General features: G+C 28.4%; 14 protein-coding genes and 1 tRNA gene. 3 read left to right on the top strand and 12 right to left on the bottom strand.

Going from position 1 to position 18,109, the window contains the following annotated elements; all coding sequences use genetic code 11:
- Positions 1 to 113: 113 nt before the first annotated feature.
- Positions 114 to 476, bottom strand: a complete 363-nt coding sequence (locus IPM32_02445; protein ID MBK8944107.1) for a hypothetical protein — start codon at positions 474 to 476, stop codon at positions 114 to 116.
- A gap of 373 nt (positions 477 to 849) precedes the next feature.
- Between IPM32_02445 and IPM32_02450 the strand changes: the two genes are divergently transcribed.
- Complete coding sequence (locus tag IPM32_02450; GenBank protein ID MBK8944108.1) at positions 850 to 2,166, top strand: IS110 family transposase; 1,317 nt, start codon at positions 850 to 852, stop codon at positions 2,164 to 2,166.
- A gap of 34 nt (positions 2,167 to 2,200) precedes the next feature.
- Here the strand turns inward: IPM32_02450 and IPM32_02455 are convergent, their stop codons facing one another.
- The 6 genes from IPM32_02455 to IPM32_02480 form a co-directional block, all read right to left on the bottom strand.
- On the bottom strand, positions 2,201 to 2,668 hold the full coding sequence (locus IPM32_02455) for a hypothetical protein (protein MBK8944109.1): 468 nt from the start codon (positions 2,666 to 2,668) through the stop codon (positions 2,201 to 2,203).
- Positions 2,669 to 3,517: 849 nt separating this feature from the next.
- Positions 3,518 to 4,012, bottom strand: a complete 495-nt coding sequence (locus IPM32_02460) for a hypothetical protein (GenBank protein ID MBK8944110.1) — start codon at positions 4,010 to 4,012, stop codon at positions 3,518 to 3,520.
- Positions 4,013 to 4,284: 272 nt separating this feature from the next.
- On the bottom strand, positions 4,285 to 4,959 hold the full coding sequence (locus tag IPM32_02465; GenBank protein MBK8944111.1) for a PorT family protein: 675 nt from the start codon (positions 4,957 to 4,959) through the stop codon (positions 4,285 to 4,287).
- Between the two features lie 301 nt (positions 4,960 to 5,260).
- Positions 5,261 to 6,058 (bottom strand): cation transporter, encoded by a 798-nt coding sequence (locus IPM32_02470; protein ID MBK8944112.1) that lies wholly within the window; start codon positions 6,056 to 6,058, stop codon positions 5,261 to 5,263.
- A gap of 826 nt (positions 6,059 to 6,884) precedes the next feature.
- On the bottom strand, positions 6,885 to 7,148 hold the full coding sequence (locus tag IPM32_02475) for a hypothetical protein (protein MBK8944113.1): 264 nt from the start codon (positions 7,146 to 7,148) through the stop codon (positions 6,885 to 6,887).
- Between the two features lie 297 nt (positions 7,149 to 7,445).
- Positions 7,446 to 7,517 (bottom strand) — tRNA-Lys (locus tag IPM32_02480).
- Positions 7,518 to 7,718: 201 nt separating this feature from the next.
- On the opposite strand from IPM32_02480, the gene IPM32_02485 reads away from it, so the two are divergent.
- Positions 7,719 to 9,065, top strand: a complete 1,347-nt coding sequence (locus IPM32_02485; GenBank protein ID MBK8944114.1) for a sigma-54-dependent Fis family transcriptional regulator — start codon at positions 7,719 to 7,721, stop codon at positions 9,063 to 9,065.
- The gene (locus IPM32_02490; GenBank protein MBK8944115.1) at positions 9,065 to 10,114 is read left to right on the top strand and encodes a hybrid sensor histidine kinase/response regulator; all 1,050 of its coding nucleotides are present in this window, start codon (positions 9,065 to 9,067) and stop codon (positions 10,112 to 10,114) included. The genes IPM32_02485 and IPM32_02490 overlap by 1 nt, the downstream gene beginning before the upstream one ends.
- Here IPM32_02490 and IPM32_02495 read toward each other — a convergent pair.
- The 5 genes from IPM32_02495 to IPM32_02515 form a co-directional block, all read right to left on the bottom strand.
- Positions 10,097 to 10,792 carry a response regulator gene (locus IPM32_02495; protein ID MBK8944116.1) on the bottom strand — a complete coding sequence of 232 codons (696 nt, stop codon included), beginning with the start codon at positions 10,790 to 10,792 and terminating at the stop codon, positions 10,097 to 10,099. The two genes, IPM32_02490 and IPM32_02495, sit on opposite strands and share 18 nt — an antisense overlap.
- Before the next feature lie 5 nt (positions 10,793 to 10,797).
- Positions 10,798 to 14,286: a response regulator gene (locus tag IPM32_02500; protein MBK8944117.1), complete on the bottom strand. Its 3,489-nt coding sequence runs from the start codon at positions 14,284 to 14,286 to the stop codon at positions 10,798 to 10,800.
- Between the two features lie 96 nt (positions 14,287 to 14,382).
- Positions 14,383 to 15,645: a hypothetical protein gene (locus IPM32_02505; GenBank protein ID MBK8944118.1), complete on the bottom strand. Its 1,263-nt coding sequence runs from the start codon at positions 15,643 to 15,645 to the stop codon at positions 14,383 to 14,385.
- Between the two features lies 1 nt (position 15,646).
- The gene (locus tag IPM32_02510; GenBank protein ID MBK8944119.1) at positions 15,647 to 16,552 is read right to left on the bottom strand and encodes a hypothetical protein; all 906 of its coding nucleotides are present in this window, start codon (positions 16,550 to 16,552) and stop codon (positions 15,647 to 15,649) included.
- Positions 16,542 to 18,107 carry a hypothetical protein gene (locus IPM32_02515; GenBank protein ID MBK8944120.1) on the bottom strand — a complete coding sequence of 522 codons (1,566 nt, stop codon included), beginning with the start codon at positions 18,105 to 18,107 and terminating at the stop codon, positions 16,542 to 16,544. Before IPM32_02515 ends, IPM32_02510 begins: the two co-directional genes overlap by 11 nt.
- Between the last annotated feature and the right edge of the window lie 2 nt (positions 18,108 to 18,109).

Below are 18,109 nucleotides of genomic sequence, written 5' to 3' on the forward strand. Positions count from 1 at the left end.
ATAACGGGTTACCTAGGGATGCGCTTGTTGATTGGGTTAATGGTCAATGACGTTTATAAAGATTATAGAGAGAACAAATGTTTAATATCGAATCATTTGACGGTGAAATGATACTATTTTACTTTATGATAATTCTCAAGAGGTTCAAAATATTTAAAATATTTATCACTTAGTTTGTTATTTAATGAAATACTAAAACTTGGTGCAAGAAAACCATCTCCAGAAAAATCTCCAAATTCATTCAAATCATATGAGACTAAAAATCTAAATTCCTCTTTTCTATTACAAACTGCTATTTCTAATGTAGATTCTTCAAGATCTAATTCACCAAACATATCGATTGATTGTTCATTGTTTGCAAATTCTCTAATTATTGGTAAACCTGTTTTACCAGAAATAAATGTTACTAGCACAGATTTTTCATTGTTAAATTTTATTTCTAAAATATTCCCAGAATTATTTTTCCATGTGCCCAAAAAATTTTTCTATACTCATAACTTTTTTTAACAAACATTGTTTTTAAACTTTCTAAATTTTACTTCACATTAACATATAACTTGAAATTACTTTCTAACTATTATTTTGCACAAAACCCAAGCCGGAACGGCGGTCGGGTTGAGTTCGCCATAAAGACCTTGTCTTTATTCAAAAATCAAATGACCTTTGTGTTGATAATCCGTGTAAAAATGATAGTCCAGCTAATTGATGCTTTCATGCTCGTGGTTGAGTCTTGTTGTCGAAGATTTGTAATTCAATAATTGGTGTTATACTTCTTTTCTGGAAAACCCGCTTGGCAGCCTACTTTTTTACATCTTCGAACACGGAATTAAATAATTAACTGGAGTTCATATGAAACAAAAAAATATCAGAAAAATCAATCACACTGCTGCCGGTATTGATATTGGTTCTACTGAAATATTTATCGGCATTGAAAACAAACCGGTTTTATCTTTCCCAACTTTTACTGAAAGTTATATTAAAGCTATTGAGTATCTTATTGAAAATAATATTACTACCGTTGCTATGGAAGCCACCGGTGTCTATTGGTACGCTCTCTATGATATGATTGAACAAGCCGGCATTGACGTACATCTTGTTAATGGAAGAGCAATGCGAAATGTCCCCGGTAGAAAAAGTGATGTTCAAGACTGTCAATGGCTCCAAGAACTTCACAGCTATGGTCTCCTTCGACGTTGTTTTATCCCAGATGATATTACTCGTCAACTTAGAACCTATACTCGTTTACGTCAAGATCATCTCTCTTTAGCTACTCAACATATTCAACATATACAAAAAGCTTTTGATTCAATGAATATTAAACTTCACAATGTTATTAGTCAAATCAATGGCACCAGCGGTTTACGTATTATTAAAGCTATTATCTCCGGTCAAAAAGATCCAATAAAATTAGCATCTCTTTGTGAAAATAGTATTATTAAAAAGAAAAATGATTTAGTAATTAATTCCCTTAAAGGTAATTACCGTAATGATTACATTTTTGCCTTAGAACAAGCTTTTGATGGTTATCAGTTTTATTTAGATAAAGTATTCTTATGTGATAAAAAAATTGAAAATCTTTTAGAGCTAATTACTAAAGACAAACATGTACCAGAAAAACTTAATCTCCCTAAACGAGTTAGACACAATGCTCCACAAATTCAAGACCTTCACTTAATGCTAATGAAATTAACCGGTGGTAATGATCCTTCCCAAATTACCGGTCTTACTGACAAAACTCTTTTGGAGATTATTGCTGAAACCGGAACTGACTTATCCAGATGGCCTACTGAAAAACATTTTACTTCTTGGCTTTGTCTTGCTCCTGGTAAACACTCCTCGGGTAAAAAAAATAAAACCAGAAATAAAAAAGGTCACACTAAAGCTGGTCAAATTTTTAGAAACGCTGCCTATGCTTTAACTAATAGTAAACATATTGCTCTTGGCGCTTTTTATTATAGAATAAAAGCTAGAAAAGGACCCCTTATTGCTATTAAAGCTACTGCTAGAAAAATTGCTGTTCTTTACTACAATATTATGACTAAAGGTATTGAGTATGTTGAAAAAGGCATTAAAGATTATCAACAAAAAGTCAAAGAACAAAAAATTAAATTTTTACAAAAACAAGCCAAACAACTTGGTTTTAATTTATCGCCAATGATTACTTAGTGGTCATTGGCATTTGTTGGTTATGTGGTTTTTGTTAATTTACCCAAACAAATTTTAATAATTCAGGTTTTAATATCTCAATTCTTAGGCTATTTTCTCTATTTCCATTTTCATTATATAGATTAATTATATTTGGATTTTCTTTTAGTAATCTCCACCTTAATTTTACATATCTATGCCCATCGTTTGGTTCTAAAATAGTATATTCACATTCTCCATTTTCATAAAAATTTATTTTACCTCTAAATCTACTTGGTTTATATTCCTTATAATTTTCTGGTCTATATATTTTTATTATTGTCTTTTCTTCTTCTCTAGAATTAATCCATTTGCAATATAAATCTTTAATTGAAAAATCTTTTGTAAAGAAATTTTGATTTGGAAAAAATACTGTGGAATCTGATATCTCAACAAATTCTTCTAAGATTCTTGACCTTTTTTCAAATTCAGTATAACATCCACTTAATACTATTGTAAATAATATTACATAAATTTTTTTCATATTTTTTAACCACATAACGGCGTAGCAAATAACCCGACGCCATAAACAACTATTTTATTAAATAACGATTGATTTAATTTAAAAAGCAAAGTTTAACTTTTCTTTGCAAACTTTGCGACTCACTTTTATAAATTGCACTACACTTTAACAAAATACTTAAAATTACTTTCTAGCTTTTATTTTGTACAAAACCCAAGCCGGAACGGCGGTCGGGTTGATTTGTTGGTTATATTGCTTTTTATTTTTATATATTAAAATTAATTGGATTGATTTACATTTTTAGAATTTTAGCCAAATTTATAGATAAAATAATTTAAGAATAAGTTTGAGATAGTTTTATCTTTTTTGTTAAAATATACATTAATAAATAACCTTAAAATATATTATATAATAGTAAAAAAATATAAAATCCAAGTTATAAAACTGATAATATAACTGAGCAAAAGCCATTTACTAAAGATAATCCCTTTTGGAGTTAATCCTTTTTCTGGATCAAAAATACTCAGACTAATATCTTTTATTTTTTGAGATTGAGTAAGAAGTGTTAGAATAATTGAAAATATATTAGCAATAATTGCTATGTAATAAAATAATTTCATGTTTATTTAAATTGCAATATAACGGCGTGACAAATAACCCGCTGCCCAAAACAACAATTTTAAGTTTATTCGTTTCTGCCATAATTTATAAAAACAGTTTTTAAATTGTTTTTACAAAAACTGTTTTTTGGTTATTTAAATTTACTTTCAATGTTGAATAGCAATTTTATAAGAACTTTCAAATTTAATTTTTACACCAAATGCCAGACTGCGCACGCAGTCGGGTTGATTTGTTGGTTATACAACTTTTTTATTTTATTTGAATAAATTCATTATTGTTATTTTTTACAAAAATATATGTTTTGTTTCCACTCCAAATTGTATTGGCAATTAAAGTTATGGCATAAGTTGCTCCACCCACTGCTATTCCCGCAAGACCACACATCTCTGTACAATCATCCATCAATTGATTTGTAATTATGATAGATGCGAAACTAACTGGAATTCCCATGAAAAATCCATCAAAAAATCCTCTTACCCAATCTCTTAATTCTATTGATGAAACTAATTCTAATGGAATTGATTTGGATCTATAGCCTTTAATAACAAGTGAATCTTTTGTTACTTCAATTAAATTTGAATAAAACTCCGTTCCATCAGACAACTTAATTAATGGGACATAAGATTTAGTTAAATAGTTGATTTTTTCAATATAATTTTCTGAATCTTCTCCTTGAACTAAATATGTTGAAGAACAACCAAATATTGAAATCATTAATAAGATTAGTAAAACAGAATTTTTCACAATTTTGAACCTATTTTTTAAGTTGTATAACGGCGTGACAAATAACCCGCTGCCCTAAACTGCAAACTTAAGTTAATTTGTTTCCGCCAAAATTTATTAAAACAGTTTTTAAATTGTTTTTACAAAAACTGTTTTTAGGTTATTTAAAATTACTTTCAATGTTGAACAACAATTTTAAGTGAACTTTCAAATTTAATTTTTATAACAAATGCCAGACTGCGCACGCAGTCGGGTTAATTTGTTTGTTATGCAACTATATTTTAAAATTATTTTCAAGGGAAATAGAAACCAACCATTAATTGAATATTGCTATGCTTAAAACTTGTATTACTTGCATCAAATGTTTTTGACAAACCTAGTGAATATCTAGCACCAAAACTAAATTGTTTATACAGATATTCTCCTCCAATAGTTATACCAAATCCCGGGCTTTTGATCATTGAGGATTTTATTTTATGTGTATCATCTTCATTGATATTTGTTGTAATAACTTCATTTCCATTATTAAATTTTGAATACCCTTTTGAATTTATTTCTGTTTCACCATTAATAAAAATGTCAATATATGGGCCAGCAAAAATATTAAAATTTTTAATAATTGGATAAACTATAAAAATTGGCATTTCAATGTAATTTAACGATAATGTCATCTTGTTATTTACAGAGTATTCATCAATTCCACTCAAAGAATAATCTTTGTATTCTGATAAATAACCTTTTGAACAATAATAAATTTCTGGACGAATTGATAATTTATCATTTAATTTAATTGTTACAAATCCCCCCAAAGAATAGCCAAAACGAATAGAATTATTTTTAACATCATTGCCGTATAAATTTGATAAATTAAGTCCACCAACAATACCTTTTGAAACAATCTCTTGAGCAGAAACTTTAATTAGACTAATAAAACTTAATAATAGAAGCAAAAATATTACTTTTCTCATTTCATCCGCCGAATGTTTGTTTAAGAAATTAAATAAAGAATAATTATGTTTTTTATTTAACAAATAAAATCTTAAACAATTCTAATATTTTTGTGTTCCAATTATTTTAATATTTTCTAATACATTACCTAAGTATTATTTTATGTTGCATAACGGATTGCGGCTTGGCGAAGGGCGGGATTTTTACCACAAAGGTTCATACGAAGCAAAAATGTTTGATAAACCACAAATGTTTCTACGAAGCACGAAACCCCGCCTTTTGCCAAACCGCTGTTAGCAGTAGTGGTTTTTTGTCCTTCCGTCATTTTGATAGTTTTAGAATTTTAAATGCTCCTTGTCCAACGATGAAAAATACTATTGTCCCAACGATAAGGTCGGGATATTTTGAGTTTGTCAAGTAAACAAGTCCGCCTGCGACAATTACACCTAAATTTACAACTACGTCATTAGATGTAAAAATCATACTCGCTTGCATATGTGCTTCTCTGCTTTTGCTTTTTTGCAGTAAATACAAACAAAGTCCGTTGCCAATAAGTGCAAGAATTGAAATAATTATGATTGTCTGAAATGTAGGAACTGTTTCAGTTCCAATAAATCGTCTGATTACTTCAATGAAACCAAAAATGGCAAGTGTCAACTGAAAATAACCTGCTGATTTTGCAATGTTCTTTTTTCGTGTCATTGTCCCACCAACAGCGAAAAGTGCAAGTCCGTAAACAATACTGTCGGCAAGCATATCTAAACTGTCGGCAACAAGTCCCATTGAGTTTGAAACGAAACCTGTCGTAAGTTCAAGTGCAAAAAAGAAAAAGTTGATAGCTAAAACTTGCCAAAGCAATTTTCTTTCTCGGTCGGTGTTGTCGGTTGTAACAGAATAATTGTCTGCCGAAACGCTGTCAATAAGTGAAGTGTCATATTTTAAGTTGTCAAGTCGCTGAAAAATTTGGTCGTGGTTGTCTGTGTGAAAAACGGTCAGCAGTCTATTAGGTATATCAAAGTCCAACGAGTTGATGTTCTTCAAGTCGGCAAGTTTCATCCGTATCATTTGCTCTTCGGATGGGCAGTCCATTTTTGATATTTTAAATGTCGTTTTTTGCATTATTTATTATTGTCGGTTGGGTCGTCCTGCCATTACTGCTAACTATATATTAAGCAGAATAGCCCAACTCATATTGAAAAGAGTTAAACAAGCAATTTCTTCTGCTTTTGTATTTTTTAATATCTACTTAAAATTTTTATAACTTGTTATAAAATAAACTGTTACAACAAAATTCAAACTTGTATTTTGGTCTGATATGTGGAATTTTCTTCCGCTTTTCATTCCTTCAATATCATTATTTTACTTAAATAACTTTCTGCATAATATCAACTTACAATTATTAAGAATTTTTGTTTTAATATAAAATACAAATCTTAAATACTTAACTTTTTTAAAATTATTTTAATAATTTTATAGAACTTAAAAAAGCTTCGCCAATTAACCTACATTAGCAATTATTTTATATTTTTAACTTAAATCTTAAATATAATATAAGAGAAAAATATCTTTTTGTAAATACGTATAAGTACGTACTGTAAGTATTATTACTTACAAAATTTTAATTTTTATCTATTAATTTCATTGGCTTTCGCATAATTTGAATTATGATTTAAAATTACAATAGTGCACCCCGGTGGCTCACACAGAGTTCTACACCTATGGTTCGAACCCTTGTGAAAAACATAGGGGTAGCTGCAATTTGCTTCTACACTATGTTCCGAATCAAATTGAGGAACCCAGGGTAGCTCGCAATGGATTTCATTTACCTCCCCTATCTGAATATTTATAACTACTAGGATATTGATGTCGATATGTGATTTATAGAAATGCTTTTAATACCTACTGACCGTCGGCGGATCAAGATTTGGTTTTTCTACTTCCTCGCTTATCCTCTTAAACATTCAATACATATATCATTCCCTTCAGGATATTTAGCTTCTTTTGATTTCCTGATCTCGATGGAATCGTTATACTTTAACCTGTTGTTGTAAAATCCAGATCCTACCGATACATCTCTACCGCATCTATTGCATATAGAATTAGGATCTTCAAATAGACTGAATGTTTTGTCTACAAGATTATGTTTGTTAAATATTTTAGCTACTTGAACTAAAACTAAGAATATTGCTAATAATATTGCCATTGACATACTTATACTCCTTTTTTTGTTTGTGATTAGTTGATTGATTTGATTTGTGAGAAAGTTGGAAAGTTGTGGAAAATGATAAATATATTATTGAGAAGAAATATCCTAAAAATTAAATGTCAAATTGTCACTTTGACAAAATGATAAAACGAAAGATGGAATAAATTATGGTAAAAAAGCTAATTTCTGTGTGAAGTTTTATGAGAGATTTTTCTAAAACTACTACGATTTCTACTACGGTTAATATTCTTTAAAAAACAAAACCCTCATAAGATATTATCTCATAAGGGTTTAGGGGAGTGAGCGCGGGTGGTCTCGAACCACCGACCCTCTGCTTAAAAGGCAGATGCTCTACCACTGAGCTACGCGCCCAAATTTTAAGACAGCAAATTTACCAATATTTATTATTTATTTCCAATTTTTTTAAAACTTTTATCAAAAAATAATCGGTAAAATTTTCCTATTTGGTTTCGAATATACTACTAACAAATATTCCTTTATTAAGAAATGTCTTTACAGTCTAAAATTTTCCATTAAATTAATAGGTAATTTTCTACCTTTTTATAATTAAGAATGAATAGAAATAATAAAATTTTAATTGCAGATGATGATGAAACTCTGTGTTATTTGCTGAAGGAAGAATTAATCAATCAAAATTTTTCCGTTGATATTGTTTATGATGGTAAATATGCAATCGAAAAATTAAAGGAAAAAGATTATGATATTCTTTTACTTGATTTGGAAATGCAATTTATTTCCGGTGAAAAGGTTTTAAAATTTGCCAACGAAAATAAACCCCGCCTTCAAATAATTGTCCTAACTGCACAATCTGATATGCGAACCGCAATTGAGTGCATGAAACTTGGCGCATATGATTTTCTTAACAAACCTTATGATTTTCAACAATTGTTAATTACAATAGAACGCGCCTTAAAACATCGTGAATTGCTTGAGAAAAATACAATTCTTGTTAATAAAGTCGAAAAGTATAGCAGTATAAATATTGTTGGTAATAGTAAAAGTATTAAAGAAGTAATTCATTTGGCAGAGCGTGCTGCTCATTCAGATTCAAATATATTACTCGAAGGTGAAACTGGAACTGGAAAGGAATTATTCGCAGAATTTATTCATCAAAATTCATTAAGAAATCAAAAACCGCTGGTTGCAATAAATTGCGCTTCGCTTCCAGATCAATTAATGGAAAGTGAACTTTTTGGATATGAAAAAGGCGCATTTACAGATGCAAAAACTTCTAAACCGGGTTTGGTTGAAATTGCAGATGGCGGAACTTTATTTCTAGATGAAATTGGTGAACTCAGTTTAACTCTTCAGCCAAAGATTTTAAGATTTTTGGAAAATGGTGAATTTAGAAGAATTGGAGGAGTTACAAATCATTCTTCAAACATTAGAATTATTGCAGCAACAAATAGAAATTTAATGGAGTTTGCAGAAGAAAAAAAATTCAGAAGAGATTTATTATTTCGCTTAAATGTAATTACTTTAACAATTCCGCCTTTGGTTGAACGTGACAATGATATTCTTTTACTTTCCGAATATTTCCTTAAAAAAAAATGCTCAATCAATTCGCCAAAAATTTTATCTAATGAAGCAAAATTTGCACTTCAGAATTATGAATTTCCGGGTAATGTTAGAGAATTGGAACATATGATTGAAAGAGCAATAATTTTTGCCGAAGGAAATTTAATTGAAACAAAAGACTTAAACTTGCCGGTAATTTCTGTAAAAACAAATATAGAAGATCTGAATGATAATTCAATTTTAAACTTAGAAGATGTTGAAAAATATCATATCCAGAAAGCTCTAAAAATGAATAGTTGGAATAGAGAAAACACCGCAAGAATGCTTGGGATAAGTCAGAAAACGCTTTACACAAAAATTAAAAAGTATAGTTTAAAATAATGAATGGCAGCAACCGGCATATTTTCAATTCCGAAAGCAATTCAAAAACTGATCTGCTAAAAATAAAACATGATTTAAACAATCTTTTAAATAATATTTTAAATTCTTTAGAACTAGTTAATGAAAATTTTAATTCGAAAAATAGAGTTGAACAACTTTTAGATATCATAAAAAAAAATACATTTCTCGCAACCGATTTAGTGTCAGAAATTTCCAGCTCACAGAATTTATCTAAGGAAATAATAAGTTTATCAAAAGTTATTAAAAACTCAATTGAGCTTGTAAATATTGAGCGAAATAATGATTCAATAATTTTTGTTAACAATGCAACGAATGATTTAATTCTTGCAAATTATGTAAATATAAATCGCATAATTTTGAATTTAATAAAAAATTCTAAAGAAGCTGATTGCAATTCTAAAGTTTTAATTTCACTAAATGATCTTCATCCCAATAAAATTGAATTAGAAATTAGTGATAATGGTCCGGGAATTTCTCCACAAGATTTAGAACATATTTTCGATTATGGTTTTTCATCAAAGAAAAACAATTCTGTTGAACACGGTTTAGGACTTTCAATAGTTAAAGAATTAGTTGAAGAATATTCCGGAAATATTTCCGTTAAATCAAATTTAGGAAAAGGAACACTATTTAAAATTGTTTTTCCAATTCACAAAACAGAAAAATTTTCTAAATCCTTTAACAACAAAACAATTATTATTGGTGAGGATGATCCTTTCCAGCTTGAGGTTTTAAAGGATTTGCTTACTTCGTTGAATATAAAAACTTATTCTGCACAAAACGGAATTGAAGTTTTAGATTTGTTAAATAATCATAAACCGGATATAATAATTATTGATAGATATATGCCAATTATGGATGGAATTGAGTGCATAAAAAATATAAAACAAATTTATTCTAATATTCCGATTATTTTAACATCGGGATCTGATGTTGAAAATTTTAAAGAAGAAAATTTCATCTCGGAAGTTTTAATGAAGCCTTATAGTTTTGAAACTGTTCAAAATATTTTAGAGAGAATTCTCTGATTCTACAATTTCTTCTTCACCAATTTTAAATTGATTTGCCTTTAAATTATCCAAATACAATTTAACTTCCGGCTCTTTAATATTGAGCATTGTTCCCATAAAATGCAAAATATCTTTTACTGCATTTTCAATAAATTCAACTCTTTTCAATGCCGAATTTTTACTAAAAGTTTCAGATTCAATTTCTCTTTTAAGAGCTGTTACTGATAAATTAATTAAAGTTAGTGGTTGTTTGATTTCATGATTTGTTTTTTTTACGGTTGTAGAAAATGTATTAATTTTTTCTAATTCAATATATAATTTATTTGTTTCGTTAAAACGTAATGCAGCTTTTACTCTTGCTAAAAGTTCGCTTCTATTAAATGGTTTTTTAATATAATCAAATGCACCGGCTTCAAATCCATTTTCAATATCCATTGAAGAATTTAATGCAGTTACTAAAATAATCGGAATTGTATTTGTTAATTCATTTTGTTTTAAGGATTTGCAAACTTCAAAGCCATCTATATCCGGCATCATAACATCAAGCAAAATTAAATCCGGTTTTTCAAGTTCTGCTTTTTTAATTGCAGATTTTCCATCATAAGCTCTTATTACGTTAAAACCTTCTTTGTTTAATCTGTCCTCTAAGAGAAAAACATTATCCGGTTGATCATCAACAACAAGTATTTTAAATATTTTTGTCATGCAATTAATTTGAAAATATTTTTCAATCTTTTTTCTAATTGTCCCGTATTTATTGGTTTTGTAAACAATCCGTTGAAACCGTTTTTCTCAATTATTTCTCTATCTGTTAACATTGCATATGCTGTTAAAGCAAATACTTTTAGTGATTTTGTTATCGAATTATTTCTTATTTTTTTTATTGTTTGAAAGCCGTCCATTTTGGGCATCATAATATCCAGCAAAACTATATCAGGTTTTTCATTATTTAATATTTCTAAACATTCAAATCCATCTGTTGCAAATATTGGATTATATCCTAATGATTTCACAATTTCACCTATTGTAAATCTTGCATCTTTATCATCATCAACAATTAAAATGCTATATGATCCATTATAATTTTTATGTGAATTATTTTCACTGATTAACTTTGATTCTATTTTTTCATTTTTATTTGATTGAAAAACTGTTGAATCAATCAATTCAATTCTGTCTTTTATAATTTTTAAAACATCTAACGGATGATGCTGTGCAATAAGAGTTGTTTCAAAAAGTTTATTATTAATTTCTTGAATTTCTTTTTCGTTATTTAAATTTTGAATAAAAGAAATTACTGGAATATTTTTGGAATAGATATCTTCTTGAATTTCATTTAGTAATAGAAATGAATCGAATTTTTTGTTTAATAAATCGATCATAATTAAATCCGGTTCAAACTTTTTTATTTGATCGCAAATTGAATGATGATCATTACTGTGAAATATTTTTAATTCGTCGGAAATTAGTTCGTCCTCAAGTATATTAAATTTGATTTCATCTGTAACGAATAAAATTTTTCTAAATTTTATACTTTGTTTGTTTTCAATATTTTCAATTATATTGATTATATTCAATCGAGTAAAATCATTATTGCAAAACTCATAAATATTAAATCCAATTCCGCAATTCGCTTCTTGATCCATATTTATAATTACAATCGGAATTTTTGACGTAAACTTATTCTCTTTCAACTTTTGAAGAATCTGCCAGCCATTTCTGTTTTTAAGTAAAACATCGAGAATTATTACGTTTGGTAAACTTTCTTCAATTGAGATTATATTGAATTCATCAACATTGGGAATTTCAACAATTACATTGTTGGATTTTAAGTAATCACCAATTAATTTGATTGAATCTTCGCCGTCTGAAATTATAACTGCTTTAAATATTTTTTTATTTTGTATTTCTCTAATATCAAGTTGGGTTGCAAATATATCTTTCACAACATTTGGTAAACTTACTGTAAATGTTGAACCTTTTGCCAATTCCGAAATTACGTCAATTTCACCATGTAAAATATTTGTATATTTTTTGCAGATTGCCAGTCCCAAACCAGTACCGCTATATTTTCTATTTAAGCTTGCATCAGCTTGTCGAAATTCCTCAAAAATAATTTTTCTATCTTCATAAGAAATTCCCGGACCGCTATCTTCAACTTCAATTATTAATTCTTTATCTACGATTTTAATTTTAAGATTTACAAATCCTTCTTTAGTAAATTTAGCAGCATTTCCTACAAGATTATAAATTATCTGTTCAATTTTTTTAATATCTGATTTCAGCAAATAATCATAGTCATTTGGAACAGTAATGTTAAAAGATATTTCTCTTTCCAAAAATATTGGCGAGATAAAACTTTTCACTTCGCTGATAAATTCACTTAATAAAATTTCTGATTCTGTAACAATTATATTTCCGGATTCTAATTTTGAGAATTCCAAAATATTTTCAACTAGATTTAAAAGTTTTTTACCATTGCGCAATACTACATTTAATCTTTCTTTGGTTTTTGAATCTGTGTTTGTGTCTTTAAGTATTAGTTCTGTTAATCCAAGAATAGAATTTTGTGGAGTTCTTAACTCATGCGACATGTTTGCAAGAAATTGCGATTTAAGTTTTGCTGATTCTATTGCTTTCTCTTTTTGAATTTCCAATTCCTCAGCATTTTTTTTAAATTTATTATGTAATTCTAAAAGTTCATTATTTTTCTCTGTTATCTCTATATTTTGTTTTTGATAAGCATTGTTTAATTGCTGCAATTCATCAACAAGATTTTGAAGTTTGCTAAATGCCTTACCGTTTGCTATTCCAATTGATAATTGATCTTTAATCTTTTCATAATATTGCTTTACATCATTTTGCGGTTTATTTACAGAGGCTAATTCTAAAATTGCAATAACTTCATAATTGTAAGAAATTGGTAAAATATATAGATAATTAATTTTCAATTCTGTTAAACCGGTTCTTACAACTGGGTGATTATTTTCAAACTCAATTTCTATAATTTCTTTATTATCAATTGCTCGTTTATAAAAATTTGATTCATGAATTTCTTTATCACTAAAATGTGGAATTCCATAAATAGCTAAAGGTGAAAGTAAATTATTTTCGAGTAAATAAATTCCACCGATATCAACTCCGGTTGATAAAATTATTTTCTCAATTGTAACTTCGCTTATTTCCTTTAATGTTGGTTTCTTATTAATCAAAGAAATAAATTCTGTGTATTCTTTTTCAGCATCATCTCTTTTTTTAATTTCCTCCAACATATTATTGAATGCAGAACCTAAATTGCCAATTTCATCTTTTGAAATTATTTTAACTCTTTCATCAAGCTTACCTTTCGCAATTTGTGCAACACTATTCGAAATATAATCAAGTTGTTTTCTAAAGCGTGTTGTAAATAAAAATAGAAAAACAATTGTAAGAGATATTCCGGATAGAACAATAATGAGTGTAACAATATTCATTGTTTTATTAAATGTCGAAGCTTCATCAGAAGCAGAGAAAATAATAAAATCTAATTTATTTCCTAAAACATTTTGAGCTGCGGGAGAATAATGTGTAACAAATAAATCTGAATTGTTCACATCTTCTTGTAATAATTCGAAATTACTTTTATTATAAAGTTCGCGAGCTGCTTTGCTCAAATTTGGAAGATACTGTTCATTATCTGAGTTGTTAGATAATAATGAAACAACCCCGTTATCAACATACGCAATATCAGATCGAATTTTTTCAGCAAGACTTCCTAGGAAATATGAGTTTATGACTTTACCATAATAAACTAAATCATTTTCTATTTTTTTTTGTCTTACAATTACATTTCTATTTAATTCAAAAAATTGATTTAAGGAGTTAACATCAGTATAAACCTTAATGTTTGGCTTAATATGGAAATTATTTGATGAAATTTCATTTTTATTTTGTGCAGTAATTAGGAAATCAATCTCTGAATTTGTAAAAGAAAATTTCTCTTCTGAATAATTATTTTGAAAATCCGTATCAATATCATCAATTACTTGTTGAAATGTGAAAATGAAATTATTTGCAGAATTAATTAAGTTTTTTGACTGTTGCTTGAGTAGGAATTCTTTGGTAAGCGTATGATAAATAAATGCCGAAGTGACAGAAACTAAAGTAATAATCGTAAATGTTAGAAGTAATAACTTTGCATTTATTTTCATTTTAAAATTTATTTACATGAATATAGGAGCTATTAATAAAAATTTACCCAGTTGCGAATTTCACAACTGGGTAATAATTTTTCTCAATATCAATTTTTAGTTACTTAATTTATTTTCATTTTTATCATCTTCATTTCTAAAAGCTTTAACTTTATATTTCTTAAGATACTCATGATCTTCAACAATTTCTCTTTCCATAACATTCATTTTCTTTTGTGCAACTCTATCTTTTAATGTTGGCACTAACTCAACTTGGAGAACAATTATAACTTCTTTTTTATTTACTGTCAATTTGTCATAACCGGTTAAATATCTAATTCCAAAAACCCACCATGGCAAATCTTTTAGTATTGGAATTCCTTGTCTAACATTAACTTCTTCATTGATGAATAATCCGCCAATAACTTTTTCTTCACCATGTAACATCATCAAATCAGTAACAACTAAAGTTTTCTTTATTTCAGTTGTAATTTCACCGGGTATAGCGGAACTTCTTTCAGCACTAACTTTTAGTAATATATAATCTTGGTCTTCTTCAGTATAGATAAATGGCGTAACTTCAATTATTGTACCTGTAGAGAAAAACACGTCAATTATATTTCCAGCAAAGTCTTTTTGTTTGATAGAAATATCAGAACCAATTTGAATTTTCCCTTTCATTTTATCTCGAACAGTTACTTTTGGTCGTGCAATTACTTCACCTAAATTTTCCGATTCGAAAAATTTAAAAACGCCTTCAACGGTTCCGGACCAATCACCGGATTGAAATTCATGTAAGCCATTTATTAAATATTCTGGTGGAAGATCAGTGCTGCTACTACTGCTGCTATTTTCATTTTTAACAGTTTCTGTGAATGATCTTAAATTACTTCCCAAAGCAACTCCAGAACTGGACATTAACCATTCCCAATTTATACCTCTTTCTCTAAACTCATTAACATCTGCTTCAAAAAATATTGCAGATATTTTAACTTCTCGAGAATTTAATGAAGCATAATTATCTTCCGTTAAATTCTTGGCTTCAGTAATTTTTTTTGAAATTAGGATTACACTTTCTTTTTCTTCAAATTGAAGGCTATTATATTGAACAATAATAATTAATGCTTTCATGTAAGGAAGATTTTTTATTTCAATGCCTATTGGTGAAGCTAAACCAGCAGTACTTACTATTTTTTTACCGGTCTTTCTTTCACTTATTTGACTTAAAATTTCAATAGCCTTATCAAAACTTGTATACTCAGAAATTGAAACTAGTTCATCCGGATTTACAAATTCGCTAAGAGTTTTTTCTAATTCTCTCTGACCAAAGATTGGTAAAGAAATTAAAAATGCAGTTATGAATAATATTAGCTTTTTCATTTTATTTTCTCGTATTTTTTTTGTCTTTTTCTTGATCATTTTGTTCGAGAGTTAAGGTAATATTTTCTATAACTCCGCCTTTATTCAAAATAAAATTAACTTCATTTGATGTATAATCTATTTTGGTTAAATACCCAAGATACACTTTATCGCCTTCCCATAATAAGTGTGTAGTTCCAGAAGCGTCAGCCAGATAAGCTCCATCCGGTATCAATGCTAATAATTGTGCAGTTTGAACATCAAGCAATCCTTCCGAGTTCGGCGGAATTTCTTCTCTTATCAAAGGATAAAAAATATTATATAGAGGATTGGGTTCTAATTTGTTTTCAGCATAATTTGCTGAAGCAAACATATCATTATCTGAATAATAAACCATAGCTTCTAAAGAATAAGTTACTAAATAGTGTGGTATTTCATCTTTATCAACTTCAACAAAGTTCGTCAAATTTCCTTTTGTAATTTTTTTAAGTTCTTTACTTTGTTCAATTGAATAAACTAATTTGAACAAATCATTGAATTCGGCAATTCCTTTCAAAACATAATTATGTGTTGAAAAACTTCCTTGCTCACCGGAACTGATATATTCAACATTCACATGAGAATTTTCCGTAAAATCAGCACTCACATCATTAACAAATTGAAAAAAACTTGATTGTGCAATTTTAGTTGGAATAACATATTTTCTTAAAGATAAAATTGAATCCATTTCTTCAACTTTTAATTTCAAATCTGTAAGTTGCATTTCTAATTCTTCAGTATTCTGTGCATTGATTTTTAAATCTTTCAATTGCTTTTCATTTTCTTCAATTTCATTGCCTTGAAAGTAATATGTATATGCACTGCCGGTAATTGCAATAATTGCAAATATTGCAACAAGTAATAATGTGCTAAATGTTTTACGGTTCATTTTTTTCTGCTCCGACGTTACTATTAATATTAAATTTTAATGTGTACGCGTAAGATTTTGCTTCACGAAGTGGTTCATATGTTACAGTATTTAACAATGATGAATTGTTTGCATCTGCAAATTCTGTTAGAACACTTCTATTTAGTGTATAACCCTTTATTGCAACTGTTTGATCTACATTTGTTTCTAGTCCAGCAATCCAAAAATTTCTTCTTCGTTCCATAAAATCAGAAACATTTGTAAGCATATTTCCCCAAATTTCTGTTCCTGCCGTAGCTGAATCTAACAAAGATTGGGTTTCATCAAATTTGCTTATTTTAGTTGTTAACTGATCCATTTCAGCAATTATTAATTCGTTTTGAGCTTTTAGTTTTTTAAGTCTATTTATTTCTAATTTTTGTTCGGCAATTTTTTTGTTATTCTCTAATGTTTCAAATGTGAAGAAGAATGTTGCCGCAAACAATAATGGGAACACTAAAAGTGCATGCCAGCCAAATTGAATTGCTTTTTGATTCTCAACTATATATTTCGGAAGGAAATTTATTCCGGCTTGCTTATTACCTTTTGTTTCAAAAAATTCAATTCCCGCTGCTAAAGGAAATGCGAATGCTGCTAAATTTTCATTCTGCTCTTCATTTAGTGAAGATGTGTCTAAATTTTCAAATTTTAGTTCAGTTACATTTGCTTCCGGGAATGTTCCATAAAAAGATAATACAAGATTTTCCGATTTATCTTCGCCGCAAAGAATAACATTGTCTAATCTTGGAATACCACCATTCTCCATTTCAAGAAGAATTTTCGAAAAATATACATCATACGTATGAATATTTTGTGTACCAATATCTAATGAAGAGCCAATGTGATGAAGTTTACTTCCTTTTAAGAAAATGAGTTTACTTGATTCGTGACCAGTATTTATTATAAGTGTAAAATCTTCTTCAAAAAATTTATTTGTTTTTATTACATAATTTGCAAGTGCAGTTTCTGAATTTTTAATTGTAGTTATTTTATAAAATCTTCTTCCGTTATGAGCAGCCCAAGCATTAATAAAATTTACACTTGGATTATCTTCACGTAAAAATACACTGTGTAAAGTGTTATCATCAATTTTAATATAATCAATTGAATCTGCAGCAACTGTTATATTTTTTTGTTTTGCAATATCTCCAATAATTGCATTGATTGTTTTCTGCTTATTATTAGAAATATTTCCGGTAAAAATATGGTGGTTTACAATTGGATCTGTAACAACTGAAACAAATTCAGAATTTTTTAGTTCTTCCGAATTAAAATAATTTGCTACAAAGCTCACATCATTTTTATCAACAGCTGCTAATTTTCCACCACTTTCATTCAAGCTATCAAAGGAAATATCTGAATCACCACTTTTAATTATCTGAAGTTCATTATTGTTTCCAAGTGGATCTTTAAAATCATGACCACCGGACATAATCATGGAAAAAGTTTTTTTAACTTTTATTTTGTCTTTTTCCTTAGAAAGAACTACAATCTTGGTATCATTTCCCTCTGAAGAGACACATACAATTGGTTTCATAA

The organism is Ignavibacteriota bacterium (assembly GCA_016716225.1).
Classification (GTDB): Bacteria; Bacteroidota; Ignavibacteria; order Ignavibacteriales; family Melioribacteraceae.

Coding starts and splice junctions, on each gene's coding strand:
- IPM32_02475 (MBK8944113.1), bottom strand. CDS start 7,148: ATGTCAATGGCAATATTATTAGCAATATTCTTAGTTTTAGTTCAAGTA.
- IPM32_02465 (MBK8944111.1), bottom strand. CDS start 4,959: ATGAGAAAAGTAATATTTTTGCTTCTATTATTAAGTTTTATTAGTCTA.
- IPM32_02500 (MBK8944117.1), bottom strand. CDS start 14,286: ATGAAAATAAATGCAAAGTTATTACTTCTAACATTTACGATTATTACT.
- IPM32_02455 (MBK8944109.1), bottom strand. CDS start 2,668: ATGAAAAAAATTTATGTAATATTATTTACAATAGTATTAAGTGGATGT.
- IPM32_02490 (MBK8944115.1), top strand. CDS start 9,065: ATGAATGGCAGCAACCGGCATATTTTCAATTCCGAAAGCAATTCAAAA.
- IPM32_02505 (MBK8944118.1), bottom strand. CDS start 15,645: ATGAAAAAGCTAATATTATTCATAACTGCATTTTTAATTTCTTTACCA.
- IPM32_02510 (MBK8944119.1), bottom strand. CDS start 16,552: ATGAACCGTAAAACATTTAGCACATTATTACTTGTTGCAATATTTGCA.
- IPM32_02485 (MBK8944114.1), top strand. CDS start 7,719: ATGAATAGAAATAATAAAATTTTAATTGCAGATGATGATGAAACTCTG.
- IPM32_02470 (MBK8944112.1), bottom strand. CDS start 6,058: ATGCAAAAAACGACATTTAAAATATCAAAAATGGACTGCCCATCCGAA.
- IPM32_02450 (MBK8944108.1), top strand. CDS start 850: ATGAAACAAAAAAATATCAGAAAAATCAATCACACTGCTGCCGGTATT.
- IPM32_02515 (MBK8944120.1), bottom strand. CDS start 18,107: ATGAAACCAATTGTATGTGTCTCTTCAGAGGGAAATGATACCAAGATT.